The following is a 26905-nucleotide window of genomic DNA, read 5'->3' as shown; positions in this document are numbered from 1 at the left end:
ACTCCTTGAATTAGCGGTTACACAAACACATAGGTGTTTCAGACGATTTCCGCCACCAATTTCACCGATAAGAGGCGTTATGAAACAGATCATATTACCGTTCCTGGCAGTCGCAAGTCTGTCTGCTACTCCCGCTTTCGCTGAATCTGAAACTACAGAAGAAACCATGACAAAAAAACTGGAAAAACCGCCTGTTGCCGAACAACGGCCATATAGTTACGAACGCCACGGCTATACGATCAGCGATCCCTATCACTGGCTGAAGGATCAAAGTTACCCGAAGGTCGATGACGAAGATGTGCTGGAATATCTGAAAGCGGAGAATCAGTGGTTCGAACAGCATATGGAAGGCCAAAAAGCGCTGACCAAAACCCTGTTCGAAGAAATGAAAGCGCGGATCAAGGAAGACGAAAGTTCTGTTCCGCAGAAAGATGGCGACTGGATTTACTGGGCCAAATTTGAAGAGGGCATGCAGTATAAGCAGCATTACCGAAAGTCTGTGGCTGGCGGTCCAGATGTCCTGATGCTCGATGAAAATGTACTGGCCAAGGATAAGGACTATTTCCGGCTGGGCGCCATGTCAGTCTCGCCTGACGGCAAATTATTGGCTTTTTCGGTCGATGATACCGGCGCAGAACGGTTCGAGGTCCGGATAAAGAATCTGGAAACCGGCGAGATGCTGGCGGACGTGATACCTGGCACTTTGTCGAGTTTGGTCTGGTCGGCGGATTCAACCAAGCTGCTATATGGTCTGGCTAATGCCAATTGGCGTACCGACAATGCCCGGCTCCACGTCATTGGCAGCGATCCAAAAGATGATATCGAACTATATAAAGAGACCCAGGATGGTTTCACGGTCGGCATTGGCCTGACCCAATCGGAAAAATATATCGTCATCGCCACCGGTGACAACGAAACCAGCGAAGTGCGGCTGGTGCCGACCGACGATCCGACCGCCGAGCAGATCCTGATTTCCCCCCGCAAAAAGGGCCGCGAATATTCGGTCGAGGAACATGATGGCACGCTCTATATCCTGACCAATGATGATCATGTGAATTTCCGGCTAGCCACCGCAACTCTGGACCAACCCGATGAGTGGACGACCTTGCTTGCGGGATCAGACGAATTTTACCTGACCGGCATGACGCCGTTCAAGAATTTCTACGTTACCGAAGGTCGTGAGAACGGCCTCGATCAGATAGATATCTGGTCCTATGGCAGTTCCATCAAGGACCGCATCAAATTTCCTGAAGCCAGCTACAATGCGGGTCTCGACGATAATCCGGAATATGACGTAACCAAATTGCGGATCGCTTATGAATCCATGGTGACGCCCGATACGGTTTATGATTTTTCTGTGGCCGATGGGATTTTGGAAACTTTGAAGGTTCAGGAGATTCCATCTGGCTATGATGCCGATGAATATGTGACCGAGCGGCTCACCATTAAGGCCCGCGATGGCGCGATGGTTCCGGTATCCTTGGTCTATAAAAAGGGCACCAAACTGGATGGCAGCGCGCCGCTTCATCTCTATGCTTATGGCGCTTATGGATATGCCGTGCCGCCAAGTTTTTCGACCAACCGGTTGTCGCTGGTTGATCGGGGTTTCGTCTATGCGATTGCCCATATCCGCGGTGGGGATGATCTGGGTCGCGACTGGTATCTGCAGGGCAAGCTCATGCAGCGCACCAATACCTTCAACGACTTTGTCGACGTCGCCAAGGGCCTGGCGGAGAAGGGTTATACCGCCACGGGCCGGATCAGCGCGTCCGGTGGTTCGGCCGGCGGTGAGCTGATGGGCGCTGTCGTTAACAGCGACCCCGATCTGTGGGGCGCCATTGTCGCCCATGTCCCGTTTGTTGACGTGCTTAACACGATGCAGGACGAGAGCCTGCCGCTCACCCCCGGCGAGTGGCCGGAATGGGGTAATCCGATCACCGATAAAGCGGCGTTTGAATATATCCGCAGCTATTCACCTTATGATCAGGTCAGCGCGCAGGACTATCCGCCCATGCTGATCACCGGGGGCCTTAATGATCCGCGCGTGACTTATTGGGAACCTGCAAAATGGACCGCCAAATTGCGCGCGACCAAGACCGATGATAATATCCTGCTGCTCAAGACCAATATGGGCGCCGGCCATGGCGGAAAATCGGGTCGCTGGAACCGAATCGAGGAAACTGCGGAAGAATTTGCTTTCATTCTCTGGCAGATGGGAATGACCGAAACAGGAAAATGAACGAGTATACCCTCGAAATTTTAGCGCGTGCCGAAGATATTGATGAGCTCGGCCATGTGAACAATGCGGTTTGGGTGCGCTGGATCCAACAACTGGCAACCGCGCATTGGCAGGCGTTAGCGCCGTCGGAATATATCGAGCGTTACATTTGGGTCGTTACCCGGCATGAAATTGACTATCGCGGTAATGTTGGCGCTGGCGAGACTGTGATTGGGCGCACCTGGATATCGGAGCCACCCAGGGGCGCACGTTTCTGGCGCAATGTCAGTTTCGCAGGCGCTGACGGGAAACTCAAAGTATCAGCGAAGACCAATTGGGCTATTATTGATCAGACCAGCGGCCGCCCCGTGCGGGTTCCGCAGGAACTGGCGCAGATGTTCCTGTCCGACAGCTGAAAATCAGGGCGCTGGTATCGGTGTTACGGGAGCGAGAGGTGATGGCTGATCAACGCGTTCGCCTTCTGCGGTGCGCAGTTGTTGCGGCTCCAATATCGCGGCTGTTTCAATAACATCCAAAGCCCGGCGCGCTTCATTATAGCGCCGCGCTTTTTCCATCCATTGATTGGTCAAGTCATCACCATTGTCACTGCCGGGCAGTTTATCAATCTCGGCGATAGCGGCATCGACATTGCCATTTTCGACATATCGTTTCGCCCTCGTCAGCCTTTGTTGCGGCACGGGGGAGGGCGTGCCATCCCGGCGAATAACGAAAAGTTCAGACATCTCGCGCTTGAAATCTGTCCAGAAGCCCTCGCCGGTTGATCCGCTGGTCAGGGCGGGGCCGATATCATCCAATCCAGCCGCCAGTTCTTCAAGGGTTACGGGCTCTCGCGATGCATTGACGATTGTTGTTACCGCCTTCGGTTGCGCATCGCCAAATCGCAAGCGGAGCTGCGATTCAATATAACCAAGCGGTGATCCGCGATCGAGAGCGCGCCGAGCTGCAAATGCAATAAGCAGGCCTTCTGCCCGTGCGGCATTGCCCGATGCGGCTTGCGCTTGGACATTGATCCGCGACAAACGATCTTCAAGATCGGCAACCCGCACCGCCAGCGCGCGCTCTTTATCGGGTGTGAGTGCTGGAATCTCGGTCGGCACAGGTTTGACCGGGGGAGGGGGCAGTACCTTGCCGTCTGCATCAATTCGTTTTGCCAGTGCCGCGGCAGGATCAACCGCAGCTGCGGCATTACCGGCTGCTGTATTGGCTGCTGCCACAGCGGTTGGTTCATCGTTTCCGAACGGGTTGTAGCGCGAGAATATCCAGCCTGTCAGGATCGCACCACCAACAAAGGCAACGACCATCAGGACCAGAACGTTCCGGGTCAAATTGCTTTTTTCCCCCGAAGACGCGATTTTTTCATAGTCCCGGCTCATTCAACTTCCCTACATCCTGCTGGTGGGATTAGCGCCCACCGTCCAAAGTCCCAAAAATTCATTTTCCCTGACATAGTCGCCCCGCCAGAGACAGTAAAGCATCGTCGGTCGGACTCTCGGCTGCCTGCACGCTTTTCCATCCCTTGCCTGCGGCCTGCGCGACATTGGGGGACAGGGCCGCGACGTCATGAAGCGATCTGTCCAATTGCAGACGGTCCGATTCCGCAGCCAATATCTTTGCCGCTCTGACAGAATATAACAATATTATTTGCCGTTGACGCAAGGCCGCCTGTGCCGTGTCGCCCAATGGCAATGCGCGTGCCTGATAGACTTGACGCACGGTGATCTGCTGAGTGGCTGCTTCGGTCTTCACATGATCTTTGCCTGTCAGCCGCAAAATATGACTGAATTGGCTGGCGCCGGGTGATTGCAGCAGTTGTGCGGCGCCGCCGTTGCCCGTGTCGGCTACTTGGAACCCGGCATTCCGTGCAGCCGCAGCCGTTGCTTCGCCTACCGCGAGCACCGGCAATTGCGAATATTCCAGCAGTTTGTGTCCGCCATATTTGATCGCATTAGCGCTGGTCAGCATCAAGGCGTCATATTGGGAGGCTGCGAGCGCGGACCACGCCATGGGTTCAATCACAAAGAACGGGTCTATTATGGTTTGCAGGCCCTGATCTTTGGCACGTTTGGCGGTTTCAAGAGCGCCTTCCGTGGGCCGTAAAATCAGCAGGGAACAACTCATCGACCAAATATTGCCTTCAAATCAGCGCTGGCCTGTCCCAAAAGCTTGCGGGCGAGCCGTGCGGGACCGTACACGTCGCCCGTCGCAAATTCAGACGTGCCACTGACGCATTCCGTGCCATCCGGTAGCAATATTTCAGCCCGCAGACGGATCTTGAGTCCCTCTACTGTCGCATTGGCTGCCACTGGGCTGTGACAATCTGCAGTCAGCTCTTTGAGGAATGATCGCTCCGCTGTCACGGCGCAGGCGGTATTTGAACAGGAAATTTCTCTCAACACACGACGCAAATGATTGGAGTTGGACAAGGTTTCAACACCAATTGCCCCTTGTGCCGGGGCCGGCAGCATCTCGTCGTCGGCGATGACATGCCCCACATCGTCCATATCCAACCGGTTGAGACCAGCAGAAGCCAATATAGTGGCCTCAAATTCACCCGCCTCGATTTTCTGGAGGCGCGTCTGGACATTGCCGCGAATGAGCCGAATATCCAGATCACTCCGCGCACGGAGCAATTGTGCCTTGCGCCGCGGAGAAGCAGTCCCGACAATCGCCGCCTGCGTCAGACCGGCGATAGAAGTTGCTCCGATCAGCCGGTCCTGAATATCCGCCCGTTCCATGATCGCTGCCAGAGTAAAGACTTCTGGCCTCAGTGTCTCGACATCCTTCATGCTGTGCACGGCGCAATCAATTTCACCGTCGTGCAGCGCCCGGTCGAGTTCCTTTGTCCACAATGCCTTGCCTCCAACCTCGGCCAGTGCGCGGTCCTGGATCTTGTCACCTGCGGCTACCATGGGCACCAGCTCGACTTGATCGGGATGCCAGCCATGGGCTGCCAATATCGCCGCAGCGGCCATTTCCGCCTGTACCATGGCCAGAGGGGACTGCCGTGTGCCGATCCTCAAAGGCCTGTCTAAACCAGCCAATATTTCCCGTTCGGGGTCGCCATATTCTGTCATGACCCTTGTCCTAATCCCACCATGGCTTAAGTAAAAGAAATATGAGTATTATTTTGGGCATTGAATCAAGCTGCGATGAGACAGCGGCGGCACTGGTTACGTCAGATCGCAAGATATTGGCTCATAAGCTGGCCGGACAAGAGGCTGCCCATGCGCCCTTTGGCGGCGTCGTTCCGGAGATCGCCGCCCGTGCGCATGCCGAAATCATAACACCGCTCATCGCAGCGGCATTGGACGAAGCCAATCTGACATTGGACCAAGTGGACGCGATTGCAGCGACGGCTGGCCCCGGTTTGATTGGCGGTGTCATGGTCGGATTGGTGACCGGCAAAGCGCTGGCGATGGCGGCGGACAAACCGCTGGTGGCGGTCAATCATCTCGAAGGTCATGCGCTTTCTCCGCGCCTCGCCAATGCTGATCTCGACTTCCCTTATTTGCTGCTGCTGGTATCGGGCGGGCATTGCCAGATTTTGCGGGTGGAGGGTGTCGGGCAATATCGCCGGCTGGCCACGACAATTGACGACGCTGCAGGTGAAGCTTTTGATAAAACAGCAAAAATATTGGGCCTTGGTTATCCCGGCGGGCCGAAGGTCGAAGCGTTAGCCAAAAGCGGTGATGCCAAAGCAGTGCCGCTACCGCGCCCGCTCAAAGGATCAAAGGAACCGCATTTCTCCTTTGCGGGCCTCAAAAGCGCGGTGGTCCGAGCCCATCAAAGCGGTGAGCACAAGGCTGAAGATATTGCCGCTGCTTTTCAGCAAGCGACCGTTGATTGTCTGCAAGATCGTTTGGAAAAGGCGATTGGCGATCACGGGAAAGTGCCCCATCTGGTGGTCGCTGGCGGTGTCGCGGCTAATGGACCAATCCGGGCGATGCTGGAGCAATTGGCAACGGATCATGACATGCAATTTACCGCGCCTCCTTTGTGGCTATGCACCGATAATGCGGCAATGATCGCCTGGGCGGGTGCCGAGCGCTTTGCGGCAGGATTAACCGACCCGCTTGATTTTGTTGCCCGCCCGCGCTGGCCGCTCGACCCGGCTGCTGAAAAAGCGCGCGGGGCAGGTGTGAAAGCATGACGGCGTTGCGAGCGAGACTTGGCGTGATCGGGGCCGGTGCATGGGGTACGGCGCTCGCGCAAGTGCTGTCAGACGGGCAGGATGAATTGTTGCTCTGGGCGCGGGAGCCTAACGTTGTTGAACAAATTAACGAAGCCCATGAAAATCAGACTTTTTTGTCCGGTTATCCATTGCGAGAGAATATTCGCGCAACGCAGAATATGGACGAACTGGCTTTCTGCGAGGCCTTGCTGATCGTTACACCGGCTCAGCATTTACGGGCCAGTCTAGAGGATTTGCCTGATTGTGATGCCGCTCTGGTCCTGTGCAGCAAAGGCATCGAAGAAGCGACCCGGCAACTGATGAGCGAGGTTGTTCAGGACATTCGGCCCGATAACCCGCTGGCGGTGCTTTCCGGGCCAACATTTGCCCATGAAGTTGCTCAGGGACTGCCGACCGCCTTGACGCTGGCCTGCGATAGTGCAGCACTTTGGGACAGGCTCAATCCCCTGATCTCCAAACCTTCTTTCCGTCCCTACTATTCTGACGATATCGCCGGTGCGGAAATTGGCGGGGCAGTCAAAAACGTCCTCGCTATTGGCTGCGGTGTGGTCGAGGGTGCCGGCCTCGGCCAAAATGCGCGCGCCTCGATTATCAGTCGCGGCTTTGCCGAAATGCTCCGCTATGGTGTCGCGCGCAGCGCTCGGGCCGAGACGCTTTCCGGCCTGTGTGGCCTCGGGGATCTGGTCCTGACCTGCTCATCCGACAGTTCCCGCAACTTCTCATTAGGTATGGGATTAGGCAGGGGGCAGTCGGCAAAAGACCTTTTGTCAGACCGCACAACCGTTGCAGAAGGGGCTTTTACCGCTGCGGTGTTGCAACGCGATGCAAAAGCGCGAGGCGTTGATATGCCGATTGTCGATGCGGTTTGCGCGTTGCTTGCTGGCGAAACCGATTCAAAATCGATCGTTGCCCGGCTTATGCGCCGCCCACTGGTCTCAGAGCAGCGCTAGTACAAAAGATGACAAGCTCGATTGAGTGGGGTAAAGCCCGTCGTTGCATTTTAACCCGCATTTTTTGAATAGCTTCACCAGCCGGAGATTTGTTTTTTGACCAGCCCGGAATCATCAGGCGCATCTTCCGGCACATCATCGGAGCCGATGTCTGGCAAGGAAGCAGCGGCCACCGATGGCGCACTTTCTGCAGCAGCGGGCGAGCAAGACGGTAAAGAGGATATCGCAGCGCTGGCCAAAGGCGGCCGGACAAATGTTTTCGGTTTCCTGCTGCGGCTGGCGGCACGATTGCCCTTCCTGTTCATCGCCGGACGCATTTACGGAGCGGAAGCCCTGGGGCGCTTTGCCTACGCAATATTGATCGTCGAATTTGCGGCACAGCTGGCAACGCTTGGCCTGAAACGGGGATTGGCGGAGCAACTTAGCCGGACGGAACGGCCGCATGTCCATGTTGTTTGGGATGGATTGCTGGTCAGTCTCTTCGCATCGATGCTTGCCGCGGTGCTGCTAATCCTGGTGCCACAAATCATGTTTCCGAACAGCGAAATTAACGGCCTCGACCGTTTCCTGCCGCTCGTGATTTTCGCCATTGCAGGCGCGGATATTGCGCTTGCCGCTCTCGCCTATCGCTATGATATCGCATCGACCGTCCGTGCGCGGTCGATCGTTGAACCCTGGACGATCAGCATCGCCGCCTTTTTGTTCTCCTACTATTCGCTGCGCGACGGTTTGATCCTCTCTTATGTCGTTTCGATGGCTGCAGCTTTGCTCGCATCACTCTGGCCCTTGTTCAAAAGCTATGGCCTGCCATGGGGTTGGCGGCCCAAACCGATCGCTATCGCCAAGCTGGCACGCCGCAATATGCCGCTTGCTGCCGCGGATGCTGCAGAATGGGGATCGCGGCGGCTGGACCTTGCCATTCTCGGCCTTTTTGCTTCCCCGGCCATTGTCGGCATCTATTATATCGCGCAACAGGTTGCGAGTCTGCCGCAGAAGCTCAAGACCAGTTTTGACCCGATTTTGGGGCCGGTCATTACCCGCAATCTCGAAGCGGGCAATATGAAGGCAATTGCCAATCAGGTCAGTCAGGTCGGGTTCTGGATTATCGCGGCGCAGGCCGGTATTGCACTCGCTCTGGCCATTCCCGGTGAAGCCGTGATGGGGCTGGTCGGTCCCAATTTTGTTGGCGGCACCGGCGCACTGGCATTCCTTTTGGCAGCAGAGGCGGTCGCCGCCACCGCCGTTGTCAGCGAAGCCGCGCTTGTTTACATAGCACGGCACCGGAACCTGTTGATCTCGCTATCGATGCTGTTGTTGCAAGCCGCATTGAGCGTCACCTTCATTCAGATTTGCATGCGGCTGGGCTGGCCGCCACTCTTTCAAGCGGCATCGGTCGCCGCGGCACTTATGGTTGCGCTGGCCTATGCTTCGGTTGTCAAATCCATATTCCTGTCAAAGCTGCTCAAGGCACCCGTCAATGGCTGGCGCTGGTCGCTCATAATTGCCGTCGCGGCCGCCACGGCTGTAGGCTATCTCGCAACCTATTTGCCGGAATGGGCAGAACTGATCGTCGGCATTCCGATGATATTGGGCAGCTATGCCTGGGTCATCTGGAAATGGGGTTTCGGGCCAGAAGACCGAAAACTGTTCAAGATGAAGAGTTAGGCAAGCAGCAACTCGGGTTATCTAGCCCAGGCGCTGTTTTACCAGTTCCCGCAAATCCGTCTCTGGCCGTGCACCATAGTGCGAAATCACCTCTGCGGCGGCAATCGCACCGATGGTCAGGCAATCTTCCATCGAACGCTCTTCAATATATCCGCTAAGAAACCCGGCTGCGAACAAATCACCGGCTCCTGTGGTATCGACAATCTTTTCAACCGGCTCGGCGCCGACCGCATAAGTCTTAGCATTCCGAATTGCGATTGCACCTTTCTCGCTGCGCGTCACAACAAGTGTTTCGACTTGCGCTGCGGTTTGCGCCACCGCCGCATCAAAATCATCAGTTTCACAAAGCGATTTGATCTCCGCTTCATTAGCGAACAAAATGTCGATCATGCCGTCTTTGATAAGACGCACGAAATCATCCCGATGCCGCTCAATGCAAAAACCGTCTGACAGGGTGAACGCAACCTTGCGGCCATTTTTGCGTGCAATATCAATCGCCAGCGCCATCGCCGCTTTGGGCTCTTCGGCGTCCCACAAATAGCCTTCAAGATAGAGAATGGCCCCGCTGGCAATCAAATCGGCATCAACCGATGCGGGGGGCAGAAATTGGGAAGCACCCAGAAATGTGTTCATCGTACGCTGTGCATCGGGGGTCACCAGGATCAGACAGCGTGCTGTCGGTGGCTCTTTGCCGAGTGGTGGTACGTCAAAATCAATGCCGGTGGCGCGGATATCATGGGTAAATACTTCGCCAAGTTGATCATCGGCAACCTGTGCAATCAAAGCGCACTGCCGGCCCAAGGTGGATGCGCCCGCCAATGTGTTTGAACCGGAACCGCCACTAATCTCGCGCGCCACGCCCATGTCGCGATAAAGCTGTGTTGCCCGTTCCGCATCAATCAGTGTCATGGAACCCTTGTTGAGCTGCTCCTCTTCCAGAAACGCATCGTCTGCCTGTGCAATCACATCCACAATGGCATTGCCGACAGCGACAATATCGTAACGGGCTTCGGTGGTCATAAACATGTCCTTATAAGGCGAGCAGATAAGCGCTGTCCGTTAAGGGTAAGGCGCTGCAGGTTCAAGCAGAATTGACCCGAAGAGCAATTTCATGACATGGGGTTGCGATGATTGATGCCTTTCTTCTTTCCATCGGCCAGCTATCGGACCGAAGGATTTTATCGCTGCTGCTTAAGGTGTTCGTCATCTCCTTGCTGCTCTTGGCCGTTTTTGGCGTTGGAGCCTATTTTCTGCTCGCATGGATATTGTCGCTCACCGGATTGAATGACGGCGGATGGTGGGCGGCGACAGCCGCTGCGATTATCACGGCGCTCACCGCCATATTTCTGTTTCGCGTCATCGCGATCTTTGTGCTCAACATTTTTTCCGATGATATCGTCGATGCGGTTGAGGCACAGCATTATCCATCGCGTGCTGAACTGGCCAAGCCACCAGGCTATCTCCTCGGCCTAAAAATGGGGCTGGCTTCGGTTGGCCGGGCGATCGGTTATAATCTCCTGGCATCGCCGGTTTACATCATGTTGCTGGTTACCGGCATTGGTGCACCGATTGCCTTTTTTGCGGTCAATGCGATCCTGATCGGACGCGATTTACAGGATATGGTTGCTGCCCGCCATGTCGGCGATGTTGCGCAGATGGACGAGGCTTGGCGGATCAGCAAGGTAACCCGTTTTGGGCTCGGCCTGACCACTGCGCTGTTGCTTGCCGTCCCAGTTGTCAATTTTCTTGCGCCGGTTTTGGGAGCCGCTATGGCTACCCATCTGGTTCACAAGAAACGTGAATCCGGACTGGAAGAAAGCAACTGACATGATCCGCAAGCTTATCATTCTATCTGCGATACCTGCACTATCGGCATGTGTATCAAGCGGTGCGGTGCGGGCGCCGGCCAGCCTGCCGACTGCTGCAGAATCGCCGCTGAGCAACGTGCAGGGACTGGAATCGGTTATGGGTAAAACCGCCGGCCAGTTGAAACGGCTGTTCGGCGACCCGCAGGCTGATGTGGTTGAGCCACCGGCAAGGAAGCTGCAATTTTCCAGCGGGGCCTGCATATTGGATGCTTATCTTTATCCGGAAAAGGCCGGTGGTGAAGGCCGGGTCACCCATATCGATACCCGCCGCAGCGATGGCGCGGAGGTCGACCGGGTATCCTGTGTCAACGCGCTGCGGGTGCGCTAGCTTCGGTACCTTGCCATTCCATAATCACATCAGGATCCTGTTCGGCTGACAGGCGCAGTTGTTTTTCCTGATCAAATCGTGCGGTATCAAGTTGAGACAGAGCCCAGATTGCGGAGCCACGCACGGCGCTGTCCTCATCATCCAGCAACGTTATAATTGATGGAACCAAGGACACATCATCACTATTGCCCGCCGCGATCAAGCAGTTGCGCACCATCCTGTTGCGGCCTGATCGTTTGATTGGCGATCCGGAAAATATCTGCCGAAAACCGGCATCGTCCATCGCCAGTAAATCGGCAAGGGCGGGGGCTGCCAGTTCCGCTCTTGGCAGGAACGCCTTGTTGGCTGCTGCGGCCTGCGCAAACTTGTTCCATGGGCAAACGGCCAGACAATCGTCACAGCCGTAGATATGATTGCCCATGGCTTTGCGATATTGGGCTGGGATCGGACCCCTGGATTCGATCGTCAGGTAGGAAATGCAGGCCTTGGCATCCAGCCGATATGGTTCCGGAAAGGCATTGGTCGGGCAAATATCTTGGCAAGCAGAGCAACTACCGCAGCGGTCCCGTCCGCCAGTCGATGGTTCCAGTTCCAAGCTTGTATAAATCGCGCCAAGGAACAGCCAGCTACCGTGGTCGCGGCTAACCAGATTGGTGTGCTTGCCCTGCCAGCCGAGACCTGCCGCCTCGGCAAGCGGTTTTTCCATTACTGGTGCGGTATCAACAAATACCTTTACCTGACATCCGGCATTCTCAACCAGCCATCGTGCTGTCCTTTTCAGCGCCTTTTTTACCACGTCGTGATAATCCTTGCCCTGCGCATAAACCGATATGCGCCCGCGATCGGGCAGTTTTTCCAGCGCAAAAGGATCGCGTGCCGGGGCGTAACTCATCCCCAACATGATCACCGAGCGGGCCTCGGGCCACAGGGTTTGCGGACTAGCACGCTCATCGGCGCGGCTTTCCATCCAGATCATGTCGCCATGCTGACCGCCTGCGAGCCAGTCCTGTAGCCGCTTGGCTGTCACTGGCGCCAAAGCCGCGGGCGCGATACCAAATGCAGCGAAACCCTGTTCCCGCGCCATTTTTTCCAGGCTTTTGGTTAATCTTAACTTGTCATCAGGCATAGCAGTTCACTATCACCGACCGCGTCCCAATAGGAAAGCCGTAAATGACTTCCCACGCACAAGAAAATTCCTCAACCAATGCCATTGAAGCCCACCATATCGTAAAGAGATTCGATGGTGAAACGGCTGTTGATGGTATCGATCTGACCATCAAAAAGGGGAGCATTTTCGGGATTTTGGGCCCCAATGGCGCGGGTAAAACCACGACTTTGCGAATGCTGCTCGGCATTATCGATCCCGATGAGGGTGAACGTTTTCTGCTCGGTTCGCCCGATCCGATCAGCAAAGCGCACCAGGTCGGCTACCTTCCCGAGGAACGCGGTTTGTACCAATCAATGAAAGCCTATGATGCGATTGCCTTCATGGGAGCGCTACGTGGTTTGTCGCTGGCTGAAGGACGCAAGCGTGGCCGCCAGATGATGGAAGATCACGGCCTGGGTGATGCAGCAGACAAACAAATCCGCCAATTATCCAAAGGCATGGCCCAGACGGTGCAATTGCTCGGCACCATTGTTCACGAACCGGATCTGATCATTCTCGATGAGCCCTTTTCCGGCCTTGATGCGCTCAACCAGGGCAAGCTCGAACGCTTAATCCGCGGACAGGCTGACAAGGGCGTCACCGTTATTTTTTCTACCCACGTTATCGCTCATGCCGAACGGTTATGCGAGGAAATTGCAATTGTCGCGAATGGCAAGATTCCTTTCGCTGGCAAGGTATCCACTGCTCGCGACCGGCTGCGTCCGCAGGTGCATTTGGAAACCCGTAACCTGGAGGGCCGCTGGCGCTCCGCCATTCCCGCTGATTGCCAGCCACTGGGTCACAACTGGCATTTTACCTTGCCGGAAAGTGGCGTCGAACCTTTGCTTAGAGCTTTGATCGAGGGCGATGCCGGAATTCAGTCCCTGTCGATCGAAAGGCCGGGCCTGCATGATGCCTTTGTCCACATAGCTGGCGAAGCGGTGGCGAAGAAAATGGAAGAAGATCTTGCCGCAGATGCAGCACTGCAAGGAGAGGCCGCATGATCGAGACTATTCGCGCCGCCTTTGTCATCGCTCGCCGTGATTTTACAGCAATCATCTTCTCCAAATCCTTTTTCTTTTTCCTGCTCGGGCCTTTATTTCCTCTGATCATCGGGATTGCTGCCGGAGGACTGGGCCAGCAGGTCCGGCAGGATATTGACCAACCGGTTGTTGGTGTGGCCTTGGAAGAAAGCGAGGCAACAAAGCTGGTCGATGCCCGGGCGGCACTGGCGAAGAATCTCGGAAACGGTGCTTTGCCGGAATTGCTCCTTTTGCCTGACACCGATCCCAATGACCCTGATATCAAGGGAAGGCTCGATACCGCCGAAAAGCCTCTCACAGCGATTATTTCCGGCACACTGGCAGCGCCATTGCTGACGGGATCTGAGGAGGATGTGAAAAGATGGGATGGCAAAATTGCACTTCTATCCGAAACCGCCCTGTCCGGTTCCAATCCTGTCACAGTGCAAACCGACTTTGTCGCTGCCACGGGAAGCTCCAAAAAACGTACACAATTGGCGACTGCCCAAGGGGGGCAGATCATATTGATTCTGCTCACCATGATCCTGGCGGGCATGGTGCTTTCCAACCTTGTCGAAGAGAAGACAAACAAGATTATTGAAATTCTCGCCGCCGCCATACCGATGGACGCAATTTTCCTTGGCAAGCTGTTTGCCATGCTCGGGATGGCATTGGTCGGGATTACCGTCTGGTCGGCTTTGGGATTTATCGGCATTTCTCTGGTCGTTTCCGGAATCCCCGATTTACCCTCTCCTGCGGTGGGTTGGCCGCTTTTCTGTGTGCTGATGGTGCTCTATTTCTCGATGGCTTACCTGCTGCTGGGCTCCCTGTTTCTCGGCATCGGCGCGATGGCGACCACGGTTCGTGAAGTCCAGACTCTTTCGATGCCGGTCACGATGGGACAGCTGCTGGTCTTTTTCCTCGCGGCCTTCACCGTAACCAAGCTTGGCGAACCGCTGGAATGGATTGCCGTGGTCTTTCCGTTCAGCTCGCCATTCGCGATGATCGCCCGCGCCGCACAGATGGATAATGTGTGGCAGCACGGGCTGGCGCTAATCTGGCAGGCCATTTTTACCCTGATCATCATCCGATTCAGCGTGATGCTGTTCCGGCGCAATGTTATGAAGTCAGGCAATAGTGGCCGGAAAAAGTCCGTCTGGAAACGGGTGACTGGTGCTTAGGCGAGCGCCAACTGTGGGCGACGACGTCGAAACGCGCCACCGGCCAAGCCAAAGCCCAAAATCATCATCGCCCAAGTCGCGGGTTCGGGCACCGCAGCTCCAGGCGTGAAGCTGAAGTCGTCATAGAGCACGCCGCCAGCATCCGTACTGGAAATAAGCAAGCTGGTGACGTCGCCAAATCCTGCAAGCGAAACCAGGTCGAACGTGCCGAAAATATCGGAATCGGCTACGATAACATCGACCACGCCAAGCAGAGTCGCGCCTGAGAATATCTGCACGTCGCCAATATCCGCCCCGACGGTCGTGATATTGTTGCCAGCGAAAGTGAAGCTGATATCAGACACCGCGCTGTCGAAGATCACGCTCAAATCATTTGAGCAGTTGGCTGGACTGGCCGCAGAAGTCGACGTGCAAAGCGACTGTGTGCCGCCAGCGGTAGCGATAAAGTTAAATCCGCCGAGTGTTTCAAAAGTGGCGCCGGAAATGGTAAGAGGATTCGGATTATCTCCAACCGGAAGGCCTTCAAAATCGACCAGAGCGGCCGAGGCAGGAGAAGCTGCAAATGCAAGGGTGGCGGCAGTGGCCAGCAATAGTTTTCGTAGCATGAGTCATTATCCTATTCAAAAATAGTAGCACGACCCAGTTGTGGCTTTAGCCTAAATAACAGTCTTTTACAAGCCGACTGCCGTTTGAATGGATGTGAACGGATTCATCACCATTGACATTTTTGTCAATAACCGCACTATATGGGTTGCAAAATAAAATCGAGTACGCGGGACTGAATTTAGTCCAATACAGATCGCGTCTCGGCAGGAGAGACTTATGGCTACCAATCCCGTTTTGGATTCGAAAACCCTCACCACATCACCCACTGCAGCGGAGGCTCTGGAAGCCTGGTATAAAGATAATCCGCCGGTAGCGGACACCAACCCGAATCCGCGTGATGTCAGCAAGGCCGATCTCTACAGCAAAGACTTGTGGCGAGCGCCGTTTGCAGAAATGCGCGCCAACGCGCCGATCAACAAGGTCGAAGATTCCGATTATGGCCCCTATTGGAATATCTGCGATCACAAAACCATCCAGCATGTGGAAGCCCTGCCCGAACTCTATTCGTCTGATGTCAACAATGGCGGCATCACCATCGCGGAAGAGCGCGAGGACTCGGACTTTCAGCTGCCGATGTTTATCGCCATGGACCGTCCCAAACATACCGGACAACGGCGCACTGTAGCACCGGCCTTCACGCCCTCGGAAATGAAGAAGATGGAGGATGAAATCCGCCACCGCACCGCCGAAGTGCTCGACGGCCTGCCATGGGACAAGGAATTTGACTGGGTCGACAAAGTGTCGATCGAGCTGACCACCGGTATGCTGGCGATTCTGTTCGGTTTTCCGTGGGAAGACCGCCGGCTGCTGACCTATTGGTCGGACTGGGCCGGTGATGTGGAGCTGTCTCTTGCTCCGGAACTGGATGAAAAGCGGCGCGAAATTCTCTTTGAAATGGGCGCCTATTTCCAGAATCTGTGGAACGAGCGGGTCAATGCCGAACCGACCCCCGATCTGATTTCGATGATGATCCATAGTGAAGCCATGAAAGACATGGATCAGATGGAATTTATGGGCAATCTGGTGCTGCTGATTGTCGGCGGCAATGACACCACCCGGAACACCATGTCCGGCCTTGCCTATGGGCTCGACCAGTTTCCCGATCAGCGCGAAAAATTACAGCAAAATCCGGATCTCATTCCCAATGCGGTGCAGGAAATTATTCGCTGGCAGACGCCGCTGGCCCACATGCGGCGGACCGCGACCGATGATGCTGATCTGTTCGGACATCAGATCAAAAAGGGCGACAAGCTGATCATGTGGTATATCTCGGCCAACCGCGACGAGAGCGTGTTCCCCGATGCTGACAAGCTGATCGTTGATCGAGAAAACGCCCGCCGTCATCTGGCCTTCGGTTACGGCATCCACCGCTGTGTCGGTGCGCGTCTTGCTGAGCTACAAATCCGCATCTTGCTCGAAGAAATGGCCAAGCGACGCATGCAAGTGAACGTTACCGGAGAGATCAAACGGGTTCATGCCTGTTTCGTGCACGGTTTCCGCAAGATGCAAGTCAAGCTCTCCAAATATTAGGTTTAGCCAGGCAGACCGATAAGCCCTTGTTCAGCCAATATATTGTAACCATCTCTGCAAATAGACCGAATAGCAGTCGAGCAGCAGAGAAAGGCTGAATATGGCAGGCTTGAACAGACGCACATTGATTCTCACCGGGTTGATCGGTGCGGGCGCTTATGGTGCTGCAAACTTTACTGGAATTTTAAGCAATAGCGCCAGCGCCAAATCGGGCAAGACATTCAAAATCACCCGGACACCGGAAGAGTGGAAAAAGCGGCTGGGTCCGGCACGCTATCGGATTTTACGCCAAGCGGGAACGGAGCGCGCCTATTCCAGTCCATTGGACAAGGAAAAACGCGAAGGCATATTCGCCTGCGCAGGCTGCAATCTCGGCCTCTATTCCTCGAAAACCAAGTTTGACAGCCGCACCGGTTGGCCCAGCTTCTGGGCGCCGATCAAAGGGCGGGTGGGCACCTCAACCGACTATAAAATAGGCTATCCGCGCACCGAAGTGCATTGCAGCCGCTGCGGGGGACATTTGGGTCATATTTTTAACGATGGTCCCAAACCGACCGGGAAGCGGCATTGCATCAATGGACTGGCTCTGAAGTTTATCCCGGCTTGATCCGCAGTGCCTAGCCGCCCGCTTCCGGCGCATCCAACTGTTGCCAGAACTCAATCTTGATCCCGTCGCAATCGAGGATCCAGGCAAATTTGCCATAACCTTCATCGACCTGGCCAAGAATTTCGAGCCCCTTGGAGCGCAATTGTCCGACATAAGCATCCAGATCATCAACACGCAGGTTGATCATGAACTTCGCTTTGCTCGGTGCCAGATAATCCGTATCGGGGGAGAAATGGCTGATCAGGCTATAGGGGCTATCGCCCTTTTCTTCCGACCAGTTCAACATCGGACCATATTCACCGTCCAGGCCCAGAAAGTCTTTATACCATTGGCGCGTCGCTGCCGGGTCTTCTACAACATGGAATATCCCGCCTAGTCCCGTTATCTTCGCCATTCCATCCTCCCCGTTAATTCACAACCATGTAAATCTGTGTAACATCACCTATATGCTATCCGGTAATTCTTTCAACACGACTCTCCAAACCAATAGTCTGCTGTCAGGAAGTTTGACTGGTTGCAGCCATTTTGGCCGGTCGCCTTTGGCGATCATTGCCCAAAGACCGTCGGGATGTTTCCTGCTATATGTATTCAGTTCCGGTTCGTCAGGACAGGCGATGATATAATCGATTCCTCGCTCCGCCATGATAGTGCGTGCTTTGTCCGGTGTCCCGGTAAAGAAGCGAATCTGGTCTGCCATCGCAGCATCATTACGATGATGGCTAGTTGCCAGAACACTATGCTGTGTCTGCACCAGTATCTCGGGACCAAAATCAAAAGGGGCGATCAGGTTCGAGGGGGGCAAGCTGTTAAGCTGTGCCAAGGATTCAGATGAATCGCAGGCCGGACCATCTTCGGCTGATGCCGATTGATCGGCAACCGTATCTTTGTCTCCCCCGCTGATGACATTTACAAGTCCCAGCATGAGCGGACCGGGCAGGATCAGAAAGACTACCGCAACAGTTGCCAGGATTCTGGTAACAGGGCGTTTGATTGTGCGCGCGCGGACAAATCCCTTGTGAACCGCCCAGCCGACGAGCGGTAATGCATAGACAGCAGCAACGGCGGCGGCCCGCTGAACCAGCAATGATACGACGAAGGCCCAGAGCAGAGCATAGCTCAACAAAAACAGTTTTTGGCGATCCGCCACATCAGGCTGTCGCGATTGAATATAGATCAGGCAACCGATACCTACGACAATGGATCCGCCAAACAGATTGGCGATCTCGTTCCAAGGCTGCGTCCAGATCGGCATGCCTTCGCGGACGTTGACCAACCAATAGTCCCGCACCAGCGGGTCCAGCTGCCCAAAGGCACTGCCAGCGCATTGCGGGGCGATGAGATAGAAAGGAAGCGCTGCGGCAATGCCAGCTACCGCCATAGCTACCAGGCGGATAAGCCAGGAAGCGGGAGCCAATTTAATCTCCGGCAGGATGATCAGCGCACCGGCGGCACAGGCAAAAAGATGGGCCGGCGAAATGGCGTCGCAATAATTGGCGATGATATCTATCTGTCCATGATTGACCAGATAGAGAAGCAGGGAGCCGACCAGAAAAGCGGTCAGCGTCCAAAACAGCCGAACACCTTCGTCCAGTGAAACGATCCAGCGAAATGCCAGCAAAGCAATGAAGGCGACCGACAGGGGCAAGCCTTCAAGCGAGATGGATAGCCAAAGTGCCAGCGATACGCCCATTACCTGACCAGCCTTGCGCTTGTCCGGCCAAAACATGGTCCACAAGACCAGCAGTGCAATTACGATTTGCCATCCGTGATGGTCGATCCGCATCGGCCGTAACTGGGCCACCACGGCAATAGCGGTTGCTGTCAGCGCTGCGGCAAGCAAAGCGGTTTGGCGATCAAATAGCTGCTCGGTGATTTTTGCAACCAGCCACATAGCCAAACCCAGCGTCGCCAATGGCACGATGACCATCGCTGCCAGTTCGGCAGAGGCCGACCCGATGAGTGGGCTCAAAACCACAATGACCAAGGCCAGTGGCAGTTCAATCAGACGCGGCCAATGCATGGGTTTGCTATCGGGCAAAGCAATGCGATGCTGAGTGCTATCAAACCAGCTTTGCCCCGCGAGCCAGTCGCGCAATTGCACTTGTCGCAATTGGTCGTCCGGTCCCCAACCTATCCCGGACATGATCTGGTCCAGTGATACAAAAATGATCACCGCGCAAACCGCAAGCCAGATGAATATCAGCGGAAGCCTGTTCCGCAGTCGGTCGGTCATGGTCATTCGCCGGTTTCGGACTGTCCTTTGGCTTTCAGATAAAGCCAGGGAACCCGCTCAGGGTCAAATTGGGAACGATTATGCCGATCAAAATAAGGGGGCATGTGGTCGCCGACCAATAATATGTCTGCCTCCGGAAAATCGCTGGCGGTAATCTCTTGCACCAGCGCCTTGTCAATATCGTCGAATATTGCAAATTGCCGGCAGATCATCGGATATTCTTTTGCCAGTTCAGGCGAGACTTTTGAACAATCGTCGACATTCAAATTAAGTCCGGTTGGCACAGGCAAGTGCGCGTTCAATGTCAACCAATAGAGAAATGTCGGTTTCTCTGCCTGTTTCAGGTTTTCTGCGATCAATTTCGGTATCTGCCGGTCACAGGCACCGGCAAAAACGCCGCCGCACCATTCTGCGCCCTTTTTCTGCAGGTCGGACCAGAATTCCTGTGTTTCGAAGCCGATATTGGGATACCATACCGCCCGCTTGAAGAACGCGCCCTTGAAACTGTGCATCGCATGGGTTGCATAGCCTTTTTCCGCCAGCATGGCGGGAAGGCAGTTCAGCTTCGCAGCCGCGTCGGCATCAAGCAGCTCATAATAATCGCCCCACCGACCGCACATTTCACGAAATTCGCCTGAGGTCGTGCTGTTATAGTAGAGGCTCGTTCCCTGACTGACGTCATAGCGCGCCTGGATGGCGCTGTTCTGATAATAAGCGAAGAGCTTGTCAGACATCGCCTGATTGTCACGGGGCACGCCAAGGGACTCGACCATGATCAGGACCAAATGCCGTTTGCCATCCGCGCGTTCCGCCAAGCCGGTTTTTTCGACAGCCGATTCAAAAGTCGCGCCTGCCGGAGCCTCCCGGAAATAATGACCGCGCATCCCTTGCCCCATGGCAAAGTCCGCGCCGACCAAGCCGAAGATCATCGCGCCACCCGCCAGAATATGCAGCGGCTTTGCAAAATTGGTATCGCGCTTCAGCAGGAACCAGCTCGCCACCAATATCGCGACAATGACGATACCGGCCGTGATATATTCCAGAGAATTGGAAGGCTTGATTTCGGCGAGAAACTGGATGGAATATAAAAGCGAGGACATCCCCAGATTGAAAAGACCCGCGACGAATGACAGTATGGAATATGCAACCACACTGGCAAAGGCGATCCACTGTATTATCCGCGGCATGCGCTTGACGATCAGTCCGACAAAGCCCGCCATCGCAATTTCAAAATAGCGCGGCGGCGCGCCAACGAACCACATGGCCATGAAGGGAATATTGGCAAGGCCAATCCAGATCAGGGACCAGTTGAGCAGCTTCTTGAATTCCGCTGACAAACCGGCCCGCGGGGCGTCCATTGCAATTGCTGTCACCGGAACACTCCAAATCTGCGAGTCAGATAGACGGCGAAGAAACTCACTGCCACCGCGACACCTTTTGCCACTACGGGCAAGGTACCCAGCTCGGTGAGGGCGCTGACGATGCTCACCGTGATGCCGAGCCCCAATATGGCTGTTCCGATAAAGCCGATCCGTTGCAGTTGCAGTGCGGCGCCTTGCCGTGTTTTACCGGGAAAAACGAAGCTCGACGAAATCAGCCAGTGCACGATTATACCGGCGCTATAGCCTGCTGCTGACGACCAACCAGGGTCGGTTGCGAAGGCAACCAGCACCATGAACAAGGCGACATCAAAGGCGAGGCTGACCACGCTGGCCAGCAAATAGCGGGTGATGGAGAAGCGATTAAACAAAGCCAGTGGTCCGGGCAGATTTCCTACCCAGATCCCGACGGTAGACCGTCTATCCTGACCGCTACGCTCCATAACCATTCAACCTCGCGCCGCCACTATCCCCGCGGAGGCGGGGATCCATCTCCAGCCGTTGCAAAAAAACGCGGCCTCAGGAGATAGGCTCCTGCCTTCGCACGAGCACAGATATGGAAAAGATTCAAAGTACACCGTTACGCCGCCTTGCTGGGCTTGCTTTCGGGCTTATCGTCTTCGATCCGCGTTGGTACATCACGCATGCTTTCCAGCGCGGCTGCCCGATCTTCGGAAATCACGGTTTCTGCGCCCTCGTCACCGGCCTCATGATATTCGGCATCTTCGTTGACGTTCCACACATTCCATTTGCGCGAGCCGGCTTCGATATTCTCCACCGTCAGCATTGCGGTCATCATCGCATGATCCTGGTTATTGTAGCGGTGCATACCGTTGCGACCAACCATGTGGAGCGTCGGGAAGCGTGCTTCGAGATCGTTGCGCATGGTTTCGACATTTTCTTCATAGCTGTCGTCATAGACGGGATAGGCTTTTTCCTGACGGACAACCGCGCCGCCCACAACCTGTTCAGGTTTGCACAGACCAAGGATCGCCATTTCTTTCTTGGCCAGTTCGACCAGATCTTCATCGGTCGAGGACCAAAGGCCATCATTTTCGAAGCAGAAATATTCCAGACCGACACAAGCAATCGACTCATCCGGCACCATTTCCGGCGACCAGCTACGGAAATTCTGAACGCGGCCAACCTGCACACGATCATCATGGATATAGATCCAGTTGTCGGGGAACAGGTCTTCGGATTTCACCATGATCGCCACTGTCAGGAAGTCACGATAGTTGAGATCCTGCGCTTCCGGCAGTGATTGCGGCAGCGGGTGAATACGGGTGGCCAGTTCGCGCATCGGCGCAGAGCTGATTACATGTTTCGCGTTGATAACGGTTTCGCCATCTTCGGTCGAAGCCGACACGCGCCAGTTGCCATCGGCATCCTGCGCCAATTGTTTCAGGCTGTGACCCATCAGCACTTCATTGCCCTTGGACCGCACGAAATCACGCGCGGCATCCCACATCATGCCAGGGCCGAGGCGGGGATAGCGGAAAGTTTCCAGCAACGTCTTGGTTTCCATGCCGTCATTGGGTTTCTTGTTCAGACCCAAGGAGCGTTTCAAACCGTCAACAACTGCGCTCCAAAGGCTGAGGCCCTTGATCCGCTGTGCGGCCCAATCGGCCGACATTTCGTCGCAGGGCATGCCCCAGACTTTCTCGGTATAGGTTTTGAAGAAAATCGAATAGAGCTTCCAGCCAAACTGGTTGACCGTCCAGTCTTCAAAGCTTTTCACATTTTTGTTCGGGAAGACTTTCGCCTTGGCATAGCTGACCATGCACAGGGTAGAGCGCCAGATGCCGAGATTCCACAAGGCTTCAAAAGCGCGCAATGGATAGCTGTAAAATTTGCCTTCATAATAGATGCGGCTCATCCGCGGGCGCTGGATAAAGTCGTCGGGCAGAATTTCGTTCCACAGATCGACAACTTCCTTGGATTTTGAGAAAAAGCGATGCCCGCCAATGTCGAAACGAAAACCTTCATATTCGACCGTCCGGCTGATTCCGCCGACATAGGTCGGGTCTTTTTCGATCACTTTTACCGAATAGCCTTTTTTGCTGAGCAGATAAGCGGCGGTAAGGCCCGCTGGTCCTGCGCCGATAATGGCTACATCTACGGGGTTAGTCGCTTCAGTCATAAATCCGATCCCTGTTCAAAACACGGCACTCGACAGCGCCAGTTCATGTTTCAGAAACCGGAGTGAACGAAATTGGTTAGCGATAAGTTAATAGGGGCGTAAAATTGACCATTACGCGCCAAAAAATGTTGAGTTTCAGCGGAAACTGGCATATTTCGCGATTCGCAATGGCAGAATGCCGTTGCCAACACTCGGAGCTTTTTTGTTAGAGATTGCAACAACCAACTGATTTGAAACCCGTTTAGCGGTTCAAATCACAGCAACGACGAAACCGGTGCGCGTGGCGCACAGGCGGTTTTGTCGCTCCCTATGGTTTAATCTCCGAGTATAAATAATGAATATTTCGAAAGCTGAACAGCGCGTGCTTCACGTGCTCGCTCAAGGCGGACATATCCGCCACAAACGCAACAAGAACAGCAAGATCGACGAAGTGATGTGCGTCACTCGCGACGGTTATGTGCTGTCCGATTGTACGCTCGACATTTTCGCGCGCCTGAAACGCAGGGGGCTGATCATGTCCCGCAACGGCAGTCCCTATCGCATCTCACATCTTGGCCGGGTGTCTGTACGCCCTCAGCCTGACAATAGATAAAGGAATTACAAATGAACCAACATAGGCCCAACCCCATAAGACCGGTGGTCCCGGATGATCTGCCTGCTCTGAAGCGGATTATTGAAGCCACCGAAATGTTTCCCCCTGACATGCTGGATGAGATGATTGCCGGTTTTTTCAATGCAGAGGGCAGCGACGAGATATGGCTGACCCATGACAATGATGGAGCCAAAGCCATTGCCTATTGCCGGTCGGAGGAAATGACCGACAGGACATGGAATCTGCTTCTCATCGCAGTCCATCCGGACAATCAGGGCGAAGGCATTGGCGCTGCCCTGATGAGCCATATTGAGGAGCATTTGGCCACTGAGGGTCAAAGGGTGCTGATCGTGGAAACATCGGGAACGGACGCTTTGGCCCGTACCCGTGAATTTTATCGATTATGTCAATATGATCAGGAATCACGCATCCGCGATTTCTACGCGGATGGTGACGACAAGATCACATTCCGGAAAGCTCTGCAGGGCTGACATATCTTGATATAATGCCCAGCCTGTCTCGCGACAGGTTGGGCATTTATTGTCGATCACTCGACCAGATCATCCGGCAGCATCGGCTCGCTGAGCAGTTTCTCCATCGCCTTCCAGCGCCAGACAGGGGCATCGCCCTGTCGCTCGATCCATGCCTTTACCATATCCTGACCCAGGCCATAGTTGATCACATAGCTGCGATACTGATCGTTGAACGACAGGGATTGCTGGGCCCTTTCGCGGCTGACCAGTTGATATTTCTGAATGAGTGCCAGCGCCTCATCCTTTGTTATGGTCTTGTCGAGATAGGCTTGTGCAATGACAAAGCGCGCGCCCTTCAGCTCGCTCAGCGCCTGTTGTAGCTTGAAGTAATCGGCTGCTGTGCTCGGATCCAATCCCGCGAGCGGATAAAGTACGTCCCGTTCAAACGCCATACGCTCTTCCCCGGGAAAAGCGAGATCAATGCCATAATTGGCAGAGCCTTCGGCAATGAGCGACTGCGGCGAATAGAGCGGGTAGATGGAGAATTCCTGCCAGCCAAGCTCGCGTGTCAGGCGCTGTTCGAGCAGCATGTTATAAACATGATGGCCCGGATAACCTTCATGACAGCCCAGATCGACAGCCCGCGATATCCTGATCGGCAGGTCGGTATTAATCTGGATCAGGCTTTGGAAGTTGCCCTGATAATAGTTGTAACCGCTCCAGCTCTTGTCGGTGACAAATTCCATCCTGAAATTTTCGTCGGCTGGCAGGCTTATATGCTGTGCTGTCCGCCGCTTGCATTCCGCAATGGCAGCATCGAAGACGGGCTTTAGACGGTCGGTAGGGATGGTGAAACGCGCCTGATAGGCTTCGACACGTTCATGAAGCGCGCCTTCACCGGGGACAAGCGCTTCGATCTTCGCCAGAGCCGAATCATAGCTGCTGAGTGGCTGAAATACGGGCGTCACGCCGAACAAACCTTTGGCTTCCCTGATAAAAGGAAACACCTCTCCCTGCATCATGGCATGCCGGGTCAGGGCGGCTTCGAGCTGTGCTGATAAAAACCGCTTGCGGGCCTCGACCAACGCATCATCGCTGTACGGCAGTCCATCAAGCCGCAGCATCAGGTCAACGATGCCATTACCCAATTCCCGCATATCACGAGGTTTCGCCTTGGCGGCCAGCGCCCAGTCTGGGGGGCCATAATAGGCATCGACATAGCCTGCTTCTTGCTCGCCGAGCTCCAGAGTAAGCTTTACATAGTCGCGGCTGATCAAGTCGATGGCTGAAACCGATGCTGCGGTCGGCGCAGCTTCAGTTACGGGTGGCATCGAGCTGCACGCGCTGAGCAATATCGCCGCTGACCCGGCGAATATGCAGCCGATCCGCATCAACCCGCTTTGGCCGGTTCAGCCGCTGTTACGTCGCCCTCATCCGCTGTCGGTTGCGGCGCGAAGCGCAGGATACAAAAGCCAACCACCGCAGACAGGAAAGAGCCCATCAACACGCCGATCTTTGCCTCCTCAATCAAAAGCGCTTCACCCGGGAAGGCGAGCGCACCGATGAACAGGCTCATCGTGAAGCCAATGCCGCAGAGCATGGAAACGCCATAGACTTGCAGCCATGTGGTTCCGCCAAGACGTTGCGCAAAACCGGTTTTCACCGCAATCCAGACGCTGGCAAAAATACCGACCTGTTTGCCGAGGAACAGACCCGCGGCAATGCCGAGCGGCAAGGGCGCGAAGATTTGCTCCATTCCAAGACCTTCCAGCGACACGCCGGCATTGGCAAAGCCAAATATCGGGACGATCAGAAACGCACTCCATGGCGCAATTCCGTGCTCCAGCCTGTGCAACGGGGAATCCACGGCATCTGGTGATCCTGGTGTCACGACAATGGGTATCGCCATCGCTGCCAGTACACCGGCGATGGTGGCATGGACGCCGGACAGCAAGACAGCAAACCAGAGCAACAAGGCCAAGGCCAGATAAGCGATCAATGACTTAACGCCGGCCTTGTTCATCGTGTACATGATGCCAAGAATTACCGCCGAAGCGAGCAGAGCCGCGCCATTAATTTCCGCTGTGTAGACCAACGCGATGATAGCCACGGCACCCATATCGTCCACAATCGCAACCGTGACGAGAAACAGCTTCAGCGATGTCGGTGCGCGCGGCCCGAGCAGCGCCAGAACGCCAATGGCAAAGGCAATATCGGTCGCGGCTGGGATCGCCCAGCCATTGTAGAGTTCCGGCATATCACGAACAATTGCGAGGTAAATCAACGCGGGGACCACCATGCCGGCCGCAGCAGCCAAGACAGGCAAGCGCCGCCGTTCCCAGGTGTTCAAGCGGCCGTCGACAAATTCGCGTTTGATTTCAAGGCCGACCAGCAGGAAAAATATCGCCATCAGGCCGTCATTAATCCACAAATGCGGAGTCATCGGGCCCAGTTTTTTCGATAGTACCGGCCCCTTCAGTTCGTGCAGGAAATGATGGTACATGTCATAAAGCGGACTATTCGCGACGATCATCGCCAACGCCGCTGCGACCATCAGCAATATGCCGCCCGCTGCTTCGCTTTCCAAAAAATTTCTCAGCGCAGAATCGGTTCCGGCTCGCGCTTGTTTCTTAGAGGACATAGAAGGCCTTTTGTTGATCCATAGATTGCATAAACCCATGCGCAGACATGTCCGCAAAATCAAGGGGCGTCTTGGTTTCTTTCGGTATGAAATTGAAAACGTCTATCAT

Annotated in this window: 26 protein-coding genes; 13 read left to right on the top strand and 13 right to left on the bottom strand. The window is 54.9% G+C overall.

Annotated features, from left to right (window positions below):
* Positions 1 to 166: 166 nt before the first annotated feature.
* Both ACO6S1_RS03905 and ACO6S1_RS03900 read left to right on the top strand, forming a co-directional pair.
* Positions 167 to 2239, top strand: a complete 2073-nt coding sequence (locus ACO6S1_RS03905; protein WP_422345025.1) for a S9 family peptidase — start codon at positions 167 to 169, stop codon at positions 2237 to 2239.
* Entirely contained in the window at positions 2236 to 2634 is a 399-nt protein-coding gene (locus ACO6S1_RS03900) for an acyl-CoA thioesterase (protein ID WP_422345024.1), read from the top strand. The genes ACO6S1_RS03905 and ACO6S1_RS03900 overlap by 4 nt, the downstream gene beginning before the upstream one ends.
* A 3-nt stretch (positions 2635 to 2637) precedes the next feature.
* Here ACO6S1_RS03900 and ACO6S1_RS03895 read toward each other — a convergent pair whose 3' ends face one another.
* The 3 genes from ACO6S1_RS03895 to hemC are packed head-to-tail and all read right to left on the bottom strand — an operon-like array spanning position 2638 to position 5313.
* Positions 2638 to 3612, bottom strand: a complete 975-nt coding sequence (locus tag ACO6S1_RS03895; protein ID WP_422345023.1) for a mitofilin family membrane protein — start codon at positions 3610 to 3612, stop codon at positions 2638 to 2640.
* Positions 3613 to 3670: 58 nt separating this feature from the next.
* Positions 3671 to 4357 carry a uroporphyrinogen-III synthase gene (locus ACO6S1_RS03890; RefSeq protein WP_422345022.1) on the bottom strand — a complete coding sequence of 229 codons (687 nt, stop codon included), beginning with the start codon at positions 4355 to 4357 and terminating at the stop codon, positions 3671 to 3673.
* Positions 4354 to 5313, bottom strand: coding sequence for a hydroxymethylbilane synthase (gene hemC / locus ACO6S1_RS03885; RefSeq protein ID WP_422345021.1), 960 nt, complete (start codon positions 5311 to 5313; stop codon positions 4354 to 4356). Before hemC ends, ACO6S1_RS03890 begins: the two co-directional genes overlap by 4 nt.
* A gap of 41 nt (positions 5314 to 5354) precedes the next feature.
* On the opposite strand from hemC, the gene tsaD reads away from it, so the two are divergent.
* From tsaD to ACO6S1_RS03870, 3 genes are all read left to right on the top strand, one after another.
* Positions 5355 to 6389 carry a tRNA (adenosine(37)-N6)-threonylcarbamoyltransferase complex transferase subunit TsaD gene (tsaD, locus tag ACO6S1_RS03880; protein WP_422345020.1) on the top strand — a complete coding sequence of 345 codons (1035 nt, stop codon included), beginning with the start codon at positions 5355 to 5357 and terminating at the stop codon, positions 6387 to 6389.
* Positions 6386 to 7381: an NAD(P)H-dependent glycerol-3-phosphate dehydrogenase gene (locus tag ACO6S1_RS03875; RefSeq protein WP_422345019.1), complete on the top strand. Its 996-nt coding sequence runs from the start codon at positions 6386 to 6388 to the stop codon at positions 7379 to 7381. Before tsaD ends, ACO6S1_RS03875 begins: the two co-directional genes overlap by 4 nt.
* 147 nt (positions 7382 to 7528) lie before the next feature.
* The gene (locus ACO6S1_RS03870) at positions 7529 to 9046 is read left to right on the top strand and encodes a lipopolysaccharide biosynthesis protein (protein WP_422346130.1); all 1518 of its coding nucleotides are present in this window, start codon (positions 7529 to 7531) and stop codon (positions 9044 to 9046) included.
* 21 nt (positions 9047 to 9067) lie between these two features.
* Here ACO6S1_RS03870 and ACO6S1_RS03865 read toward each other — a convergent pair whose 3' ends face one another.
* Positions 9068 to 10066: an adenosine kinase gene (locus tag ACO6S1_RS03865; protein ID WP_422345018.1), complete on the bottom strand. Its 999-nt coding sequence runs from the start codon at positions 10064 to 10066 to the stop codon at positions 9068 to 9070.
* A gap of 107 nt (positions 10067 to 10173) precedes the next feature.
* Here ACO6S1_RS03865 and ACO6S1_RS03860 point away from each other — a divergent pair, with 107 nt between their 5' ends.
* Together ACO6S1_RS03860 and ACO6S1_RS03855 are read left to right on the top strand one after the other, a co-directional pair.
* The gene (locus ACO6S1_RS03860) at positions 10174 to 10872 is read left to right on the top strand and encodes an EI24 domain-containing protein (protein WP_422345017.1); all 699 of its coding nucleotides are present in this window, start codon (positions 10174 to 10176) and stop codon (positions 10870 to 10872) included.
* A gap of 1 nt (position 10873) precedes the next feature.
* Positions 10874 to 11242, top strand: a complete 369-nt coding sequence (locus tag ACO6S1_RS03855) for a hypothetical protein (RefSeq protein WP_422345016.1) — start codon at positions 10874 to 10876, stop codon at positions 11240 to 11242.
* On the opposite strand, the gene queG is transcribed toward ACO6S1_RS03855, so the two are convergent.
* The gene (gene queG / locus ACO6S1_RS03850; protein ID WP_422345015.1) at positions 11220 to 12368 is read right to left on the bottom strand and encodes a tRNA epoxyqueuosine(34) reductase QueG; all 1149 of its coding nucleotides are present in this window, start codon (positions 12366 to 12368) and stop codon (positions 11220 to 11222) included. The genes ACO6S1_RS03855 and queG overlap by 23 nt on opposite strands.
* Positions 12369 to 12412: 44 nt before the next feature.
* On the opposite strand from queG, the gene ACO6S1_RS03845 reads away from it, so the two are divergent.
* Together ACO6S1_RS03845 and ACO6S1_RS03840 are read left to right on the top strand one after the other, a co-directional pair.
* On the top strand, positions 12413 to 13393 hold the full coding sequence (locus ACO6S1_RS03845; protein ID WP_422345014.1) for an ABC transporter ATP-binding protein: 981 nt from the start codon (positions 12413 to 12415) through the stop codon (positions 13391 to 13393).
* Positions 13390 to 14592, top strand: a complete 1203-nt coding sequence (locus ACO6S1_RS03840) for an ABC transporter permease (RefSeq protein ID WP_422345013.1) — start codon at positions 13390 to 13392, stop codon at positions 14590 to 14592. The genes ACO6S1_RS03845 and ACO6S1_RS03840 overlap by 4 nt, the downstream gene beginning before the upstream one ends.
* On the opposite strand, the gene ACO6S1_RS03835 is transcribed toward ACO6S1_RS03840, so the two are convergent.
* Positions 14589 to 15197 carry a PEPxxWA-CTERM sorting domain-containing protein gene (locus ACO6S1_RS03835; protein WP_422345012.1) on the bottom strand — a complete coding sequence of 203 codons (609 nt, stop codon included), beginning with the start codon at positions 15195 to 15197 and terminating at the stop codon, positions 14589 to 14591. The two genes, ACO6S1_RS03840 and ACO6S1_RS03835, sit on opposite strands and share 4 nt — an antisense overlap.
* Positions 15198 to 15414: 217 nt before the next feature.
* Here ACO6S1_RS03835 and ACO6S1_RS03830 point away from each other — a divergent pair, with 217 nt between their 5' ends.
* Positions 15415 to 16728 (top strand): cytochrome P450, encoded by a 1314-nt coding sequence (locus tag ACO6S1_RS03830; protein ID WP_422345011.1) that lies wholly within the window; start codon positions 15415 to 15417, stop codon positions 16726 to 16728.
* A 100-nt stretch (positions 16729 to 16828) separates the two neighbouring features.
* The gene (msrB, locus tag ACO6S1_RS03825) at positions 16829 to 17335 is read left to right on the top strand and encodes a peptide-methionine (R)-S-oxide reductase MsrB (protein WP_422345010.1); all 507 of its coding nucleotides are present in this window, start codon (positions 16829 to 16831) and stop codon (positions 17333 to 17335) included.
* Between the two features lie 10 nt (positions 17336 to 17345).
* On the opposite strand, the gene ACO6S1_RS03820 is transcribed toward msrB, so the two are convergent.
* From ACO6S1_RS03820 to ACO6S1_RS03800, 5 genes are all read right to left on the bottom strand, one after another.
* Positions 17346 to 17729 (bottom strand): VOC family protein, encoded by a 384-nt coding sequence (locus tag ACO6S1_RS03820; RefSeq protein ID WP_422345009.1) that lies wholly within the window; start codon positions 17727 to 17729, stop codon positions 17346 to 17348.
* 48 nt (positions 17730 to 17777) lie between these two features.
* Entirely contained in the window at positions 17778 to 19568 is a 1791-nt protein-coding gene (locus tag ACO6S1_RS03815; RefSeq protein ID WP_422345008.1) for a hypothetical protein, read from the bottom strand.
* Between the two features lie 2 nt (positions 19569 to 19570).
* On the bottom strand, positions 19571 to 20941 hold the full coding sequence (locus ACO6S1_RS03810; protein WP_422345007.1) for a sulfatase-like hydrolase/transferase: 1371 nt from the start codon (positions 20939 to 20941) through the stop codon (positions 19571 to 19573).
* Positions 20938 to 21396 (bottom strand): GtrA family protein, encoded by a 459-nt coding sequence (locus ACO6S1_RS03805; RefSeq protein WP_422345006.1) that lies wholly within the window; start codon positions 21394 to 21396, stop codon positions 20938 to 20940. Before ACO6S1_RS03805 ends, ACO6S1_RS03810 begins: the two co-directional genes overlap by 4 nt.
* A gap of 131 nt (positions 21397 to 21527) precedes the next feature.
* Positions 21528 to 23090, bottom strand: a complete 1563-nt coding sequence (locus ACO6S1_RS03800) for an NAD(P)/FAD-dependent oxidoreductase (protein ID WP_422345005.1) — start codon at positions 23088 to 23090, stop codon at positions 21528 to 21530.
* 334 nt (positions 23091 to 23424) lie between these two features.
* Here ACO6S1_RS03800 and ACO6S1_RS03795 point away from each other — a divergent pair, with 334 nt between their 5' ends.
* Both ACO6S1_RS03795 and ACO6S1_RS03790 read left to right on the top strand, forming a co-directional pair.
* On the top strand, positions 23425 to 23682 hold the full coding sequence (locus ACO6S1_RS03795) for a YjhX family toxin (protein ID WP_422345004.1): 258 nt from the start codon (positions 23425 to 23427) through the stop codon (positions 23680 to 23682).
* Between the two features lie 11 nt (positions 23683 to 23693).
* Positions 23694 to 24173: a GNAT family N-acetyltransferase gene (locus ACO6S1_RS03790; protein WP_422345003.1), complete on the top strand. Its 480-nt coding sequence runs from the start codon at positions 23694 to 23696 to the stop codon at positions 24171 to 24173.
* A gap of 56 nt (positions 24174 to 24229) precedes the next feature.
* Here ACO6S1_RS03790 and ACO6S1_RS03785 read toward each other — a convergent pair whose 3' ends face one another.
* Positions 24230 to 25546 carry a hypothetical protein gene (locus ACO6S1_RS03785; protein WP_422345002.1) on the bottom strand — a complete coding sequence of 439 codons (1317 nt, stop codon included), beginning with the start codon at positions 25544 to 25546 and terminating at the stop codon, positions 24230 to 24232.
* The gene (nhaA, locus tag ACO6S1_RS03780; protein WP_422345001.1) at positions 25546 to 26796 is read right to left on the bottom strand and encodes a Na+/H+ antiporter NhaA; all 1251 of its coding nucleotides are present in this window, start codon (positions 26794 to 26796) and stop codon (positions 25546 to 25548) included. The genes ACO6S1_RS03785 and nhaA overlap by 1 nt, the downstream gene beginning before the upstream one ends.
* Between the last annotated feature and the right edge of the window lie 109 nt (positions 26797 to 26905).

Origin of the sequence: Parasphingorhabdus sp., assembly GCF_965233695.1 — a bacterium.
GTDB lineage: Bacteria > Pseudomonadota > Alphaproteobacteria > Sphingomonadales > Sphingomonadaceae > Parasphingorhabdus.
The sequence above is the reverse complement of the archived record's forward strand: the minus strand, read 5'-3'. Positions and strand labels throughout refer to the sequence as shown.

Excerpts from the sequence above, each read along its gene's own strand:
- ACO6S1_RS03830 (WP_422345011.1), top strand. The coding sequence starts at position 15,415 with ATGGCTACCAATCCCGTTTTGGATTCGAAAACCCTCACCACATCACCC.
- ACO6S1_RS03855 (WP_422345016.1), top strand. The coding sequence starts at position 10,874 with ATGATCCGCAAGCTTATCATTCTATCTGCGATACCTGCACTATCGGCA.
- ACO6S1_RS03860 (WP_422345017.1), top strand. The coding sequence starts at position 10,174 with ATGATTGATGCCTTTCTTCTTTCCATCGGCCAGCTATCGGACCGAAGG.
- ACO6S1_RS03835 (WP_422345012.1), bottom strand. The coding sequence starts at position 15,197 with ATGCTACGAAAACTATTGCTGGCCACTGCCGCCACCCTTGCATTTGCA.
- queG (WP_422345015.1), bottom strand. The coding sequence starts at position 12,368 with ATGCCTGATGACAAGTTAAGATTAACCAAAAGCCTGGAAAAAATGGCG.
- ACO6S1_RS03900 (WP_422345024.1), top strand. The coding sequence starts at position 2,236 with ATGAACGAGTATACCCTCGAAATTTTAGCGCGTGCCGAAGATATTGAT.
- ACO6S1_RS03790 (WP_422345003.1), top strand. The coding sequence starts at position 23,694 with ATGAACCAACATAGGCCCAACCCCATAAGACCGGTGGTCCCGGATGAT.
- tsaD (WP_422345020.1), top strand. The coding sequence starts at position 5,355 with ATGAGTATTATTTTGGGCATTGAATCAAGCTGCGATGAGACAGCGGCG.
- ACO6S1_RS03840 (WP_422345013.1), top strand. The coding sequence starts at position 13,390 with ATGATCGAGACTATTCGCGCCGCCTTTGTCATCGCTCGCCGTGATTTT.
- ACO6S1_RS03785 (WP_422345002.1), bottom strand. The coding sequence starts at position 25,546 with ATGCGGATCGGCTGCATATTCGCCGGGTCAGCGGCGATATTGCTCAGC.
- msrB (WP_422345010.1), top strand. The coding sequence starts at position 16,829 with ATGGCAGGCTTGAACAGACGCACATTGATTCTCACCGGGTTGATCGGT.
- ACO6S1_RS03820 (WP_422345009.1), bottom strand. The coding sequence starts at position 17,729 with ATGGCGAAGATAACGGGACTAGGCGGGATATTCCATGTTGTAGAAGAC.
- ACO6S1_RS03890 (WP_422345022.1), bottom strand. The coding sequence starts at position 4,357 with ATGAGTTGTTCCCTGCTGATTTTACGGCCCACGGAAGGCGCTCTTGAA.
- nhaA (WP_422345001.1), bottom strand. The coding sequence starts at position 26,796 with ATGTCCTCTAAGAAACAAGCGCGAGCCGGAACCGATTCTGCGCTGAGA.
- ACO6S1_RS03795 (WP_422345004.1), top strand. The coding sequence starts at position 23,425 with ATGAATATTTCGAAAGCTGAACAGCGCGTGCTTCACGTGCTCGCTCAA.
- hemC (WP_422345021.1), bottom strand. The coding sequence starts at position 5,313 with ATGACAGAATATGGCGACCCCGAACGGGAAATATTGGCTGGTTTAGAC.
- ACO6S1_RS03815 (WP_422345008.1), bottom strand. The coding sequence starts at position 19,568 with ATGACCGACCGACTGCGGAACAGGCTTCCGCTGATATTCATCTGGCTT.
- ACO6S1_RS03800 (WP_422345005.1), bottom strand. The coding sequence starts at position 23,090 with ATGACTGAAGCGACTAACCCCGTAGATGTAGCCATTATCGGCGCAGGA.
- ACO6S1_RS03805 (WP_422345006.1), bottom strand. The coding sequence starts at position 21,396 with ATGGTTATGGAGCGTAGCGGTCAGGATAGACGGTCTACCGTCGGGATC.
- ACO6S1_RS03905 (WP_422345025.1), top strand. The coding sequence starts at position 167 with ATGACAAAAAAACTGGAAAAACCGCCTGTTGCCGAACAACGGCCATAT.
- ACO6S1_RS03865 (WP_422345018.1), bottom strand. The coding sequence starts at position 10,066 with ATGACCACCGAAGCCCGTTACGATATTGTCGCTGTCGGCAATGCCATT.
- ACO6S1_RS03845 (WP_422345014.1), top strand. The coding sequence starts at position 12,413 with ATGACTTCCCACGCACAAGAAAATTCCTCAACCAATGCCATTGAAGCC.
- ACO6S1_RS03875 (WP_422345019.1), top strand. The coding sequence starts at position 6,386 with ATGACGGCGTTGCGAGCGAGACTTGGCGTGATCGGGGCCGGTGCATGG.
- ACO6S1_RS03870 (WP_422346130.1), top strand. The coding sequence starts at position 7,529 with ATGTCTGGCAAGGAAGCAGCGGCCACCGATGGCGCACTTTCTGCAGCA.
- ACO6S1_RS03895 (WP_422345023.1), bottom strand. The coding sequence starts at position 3,612 with ATGAGCCGGGACTATGAAAAAATCGCGTCTTCGGGGGAAAAAAGCAAT.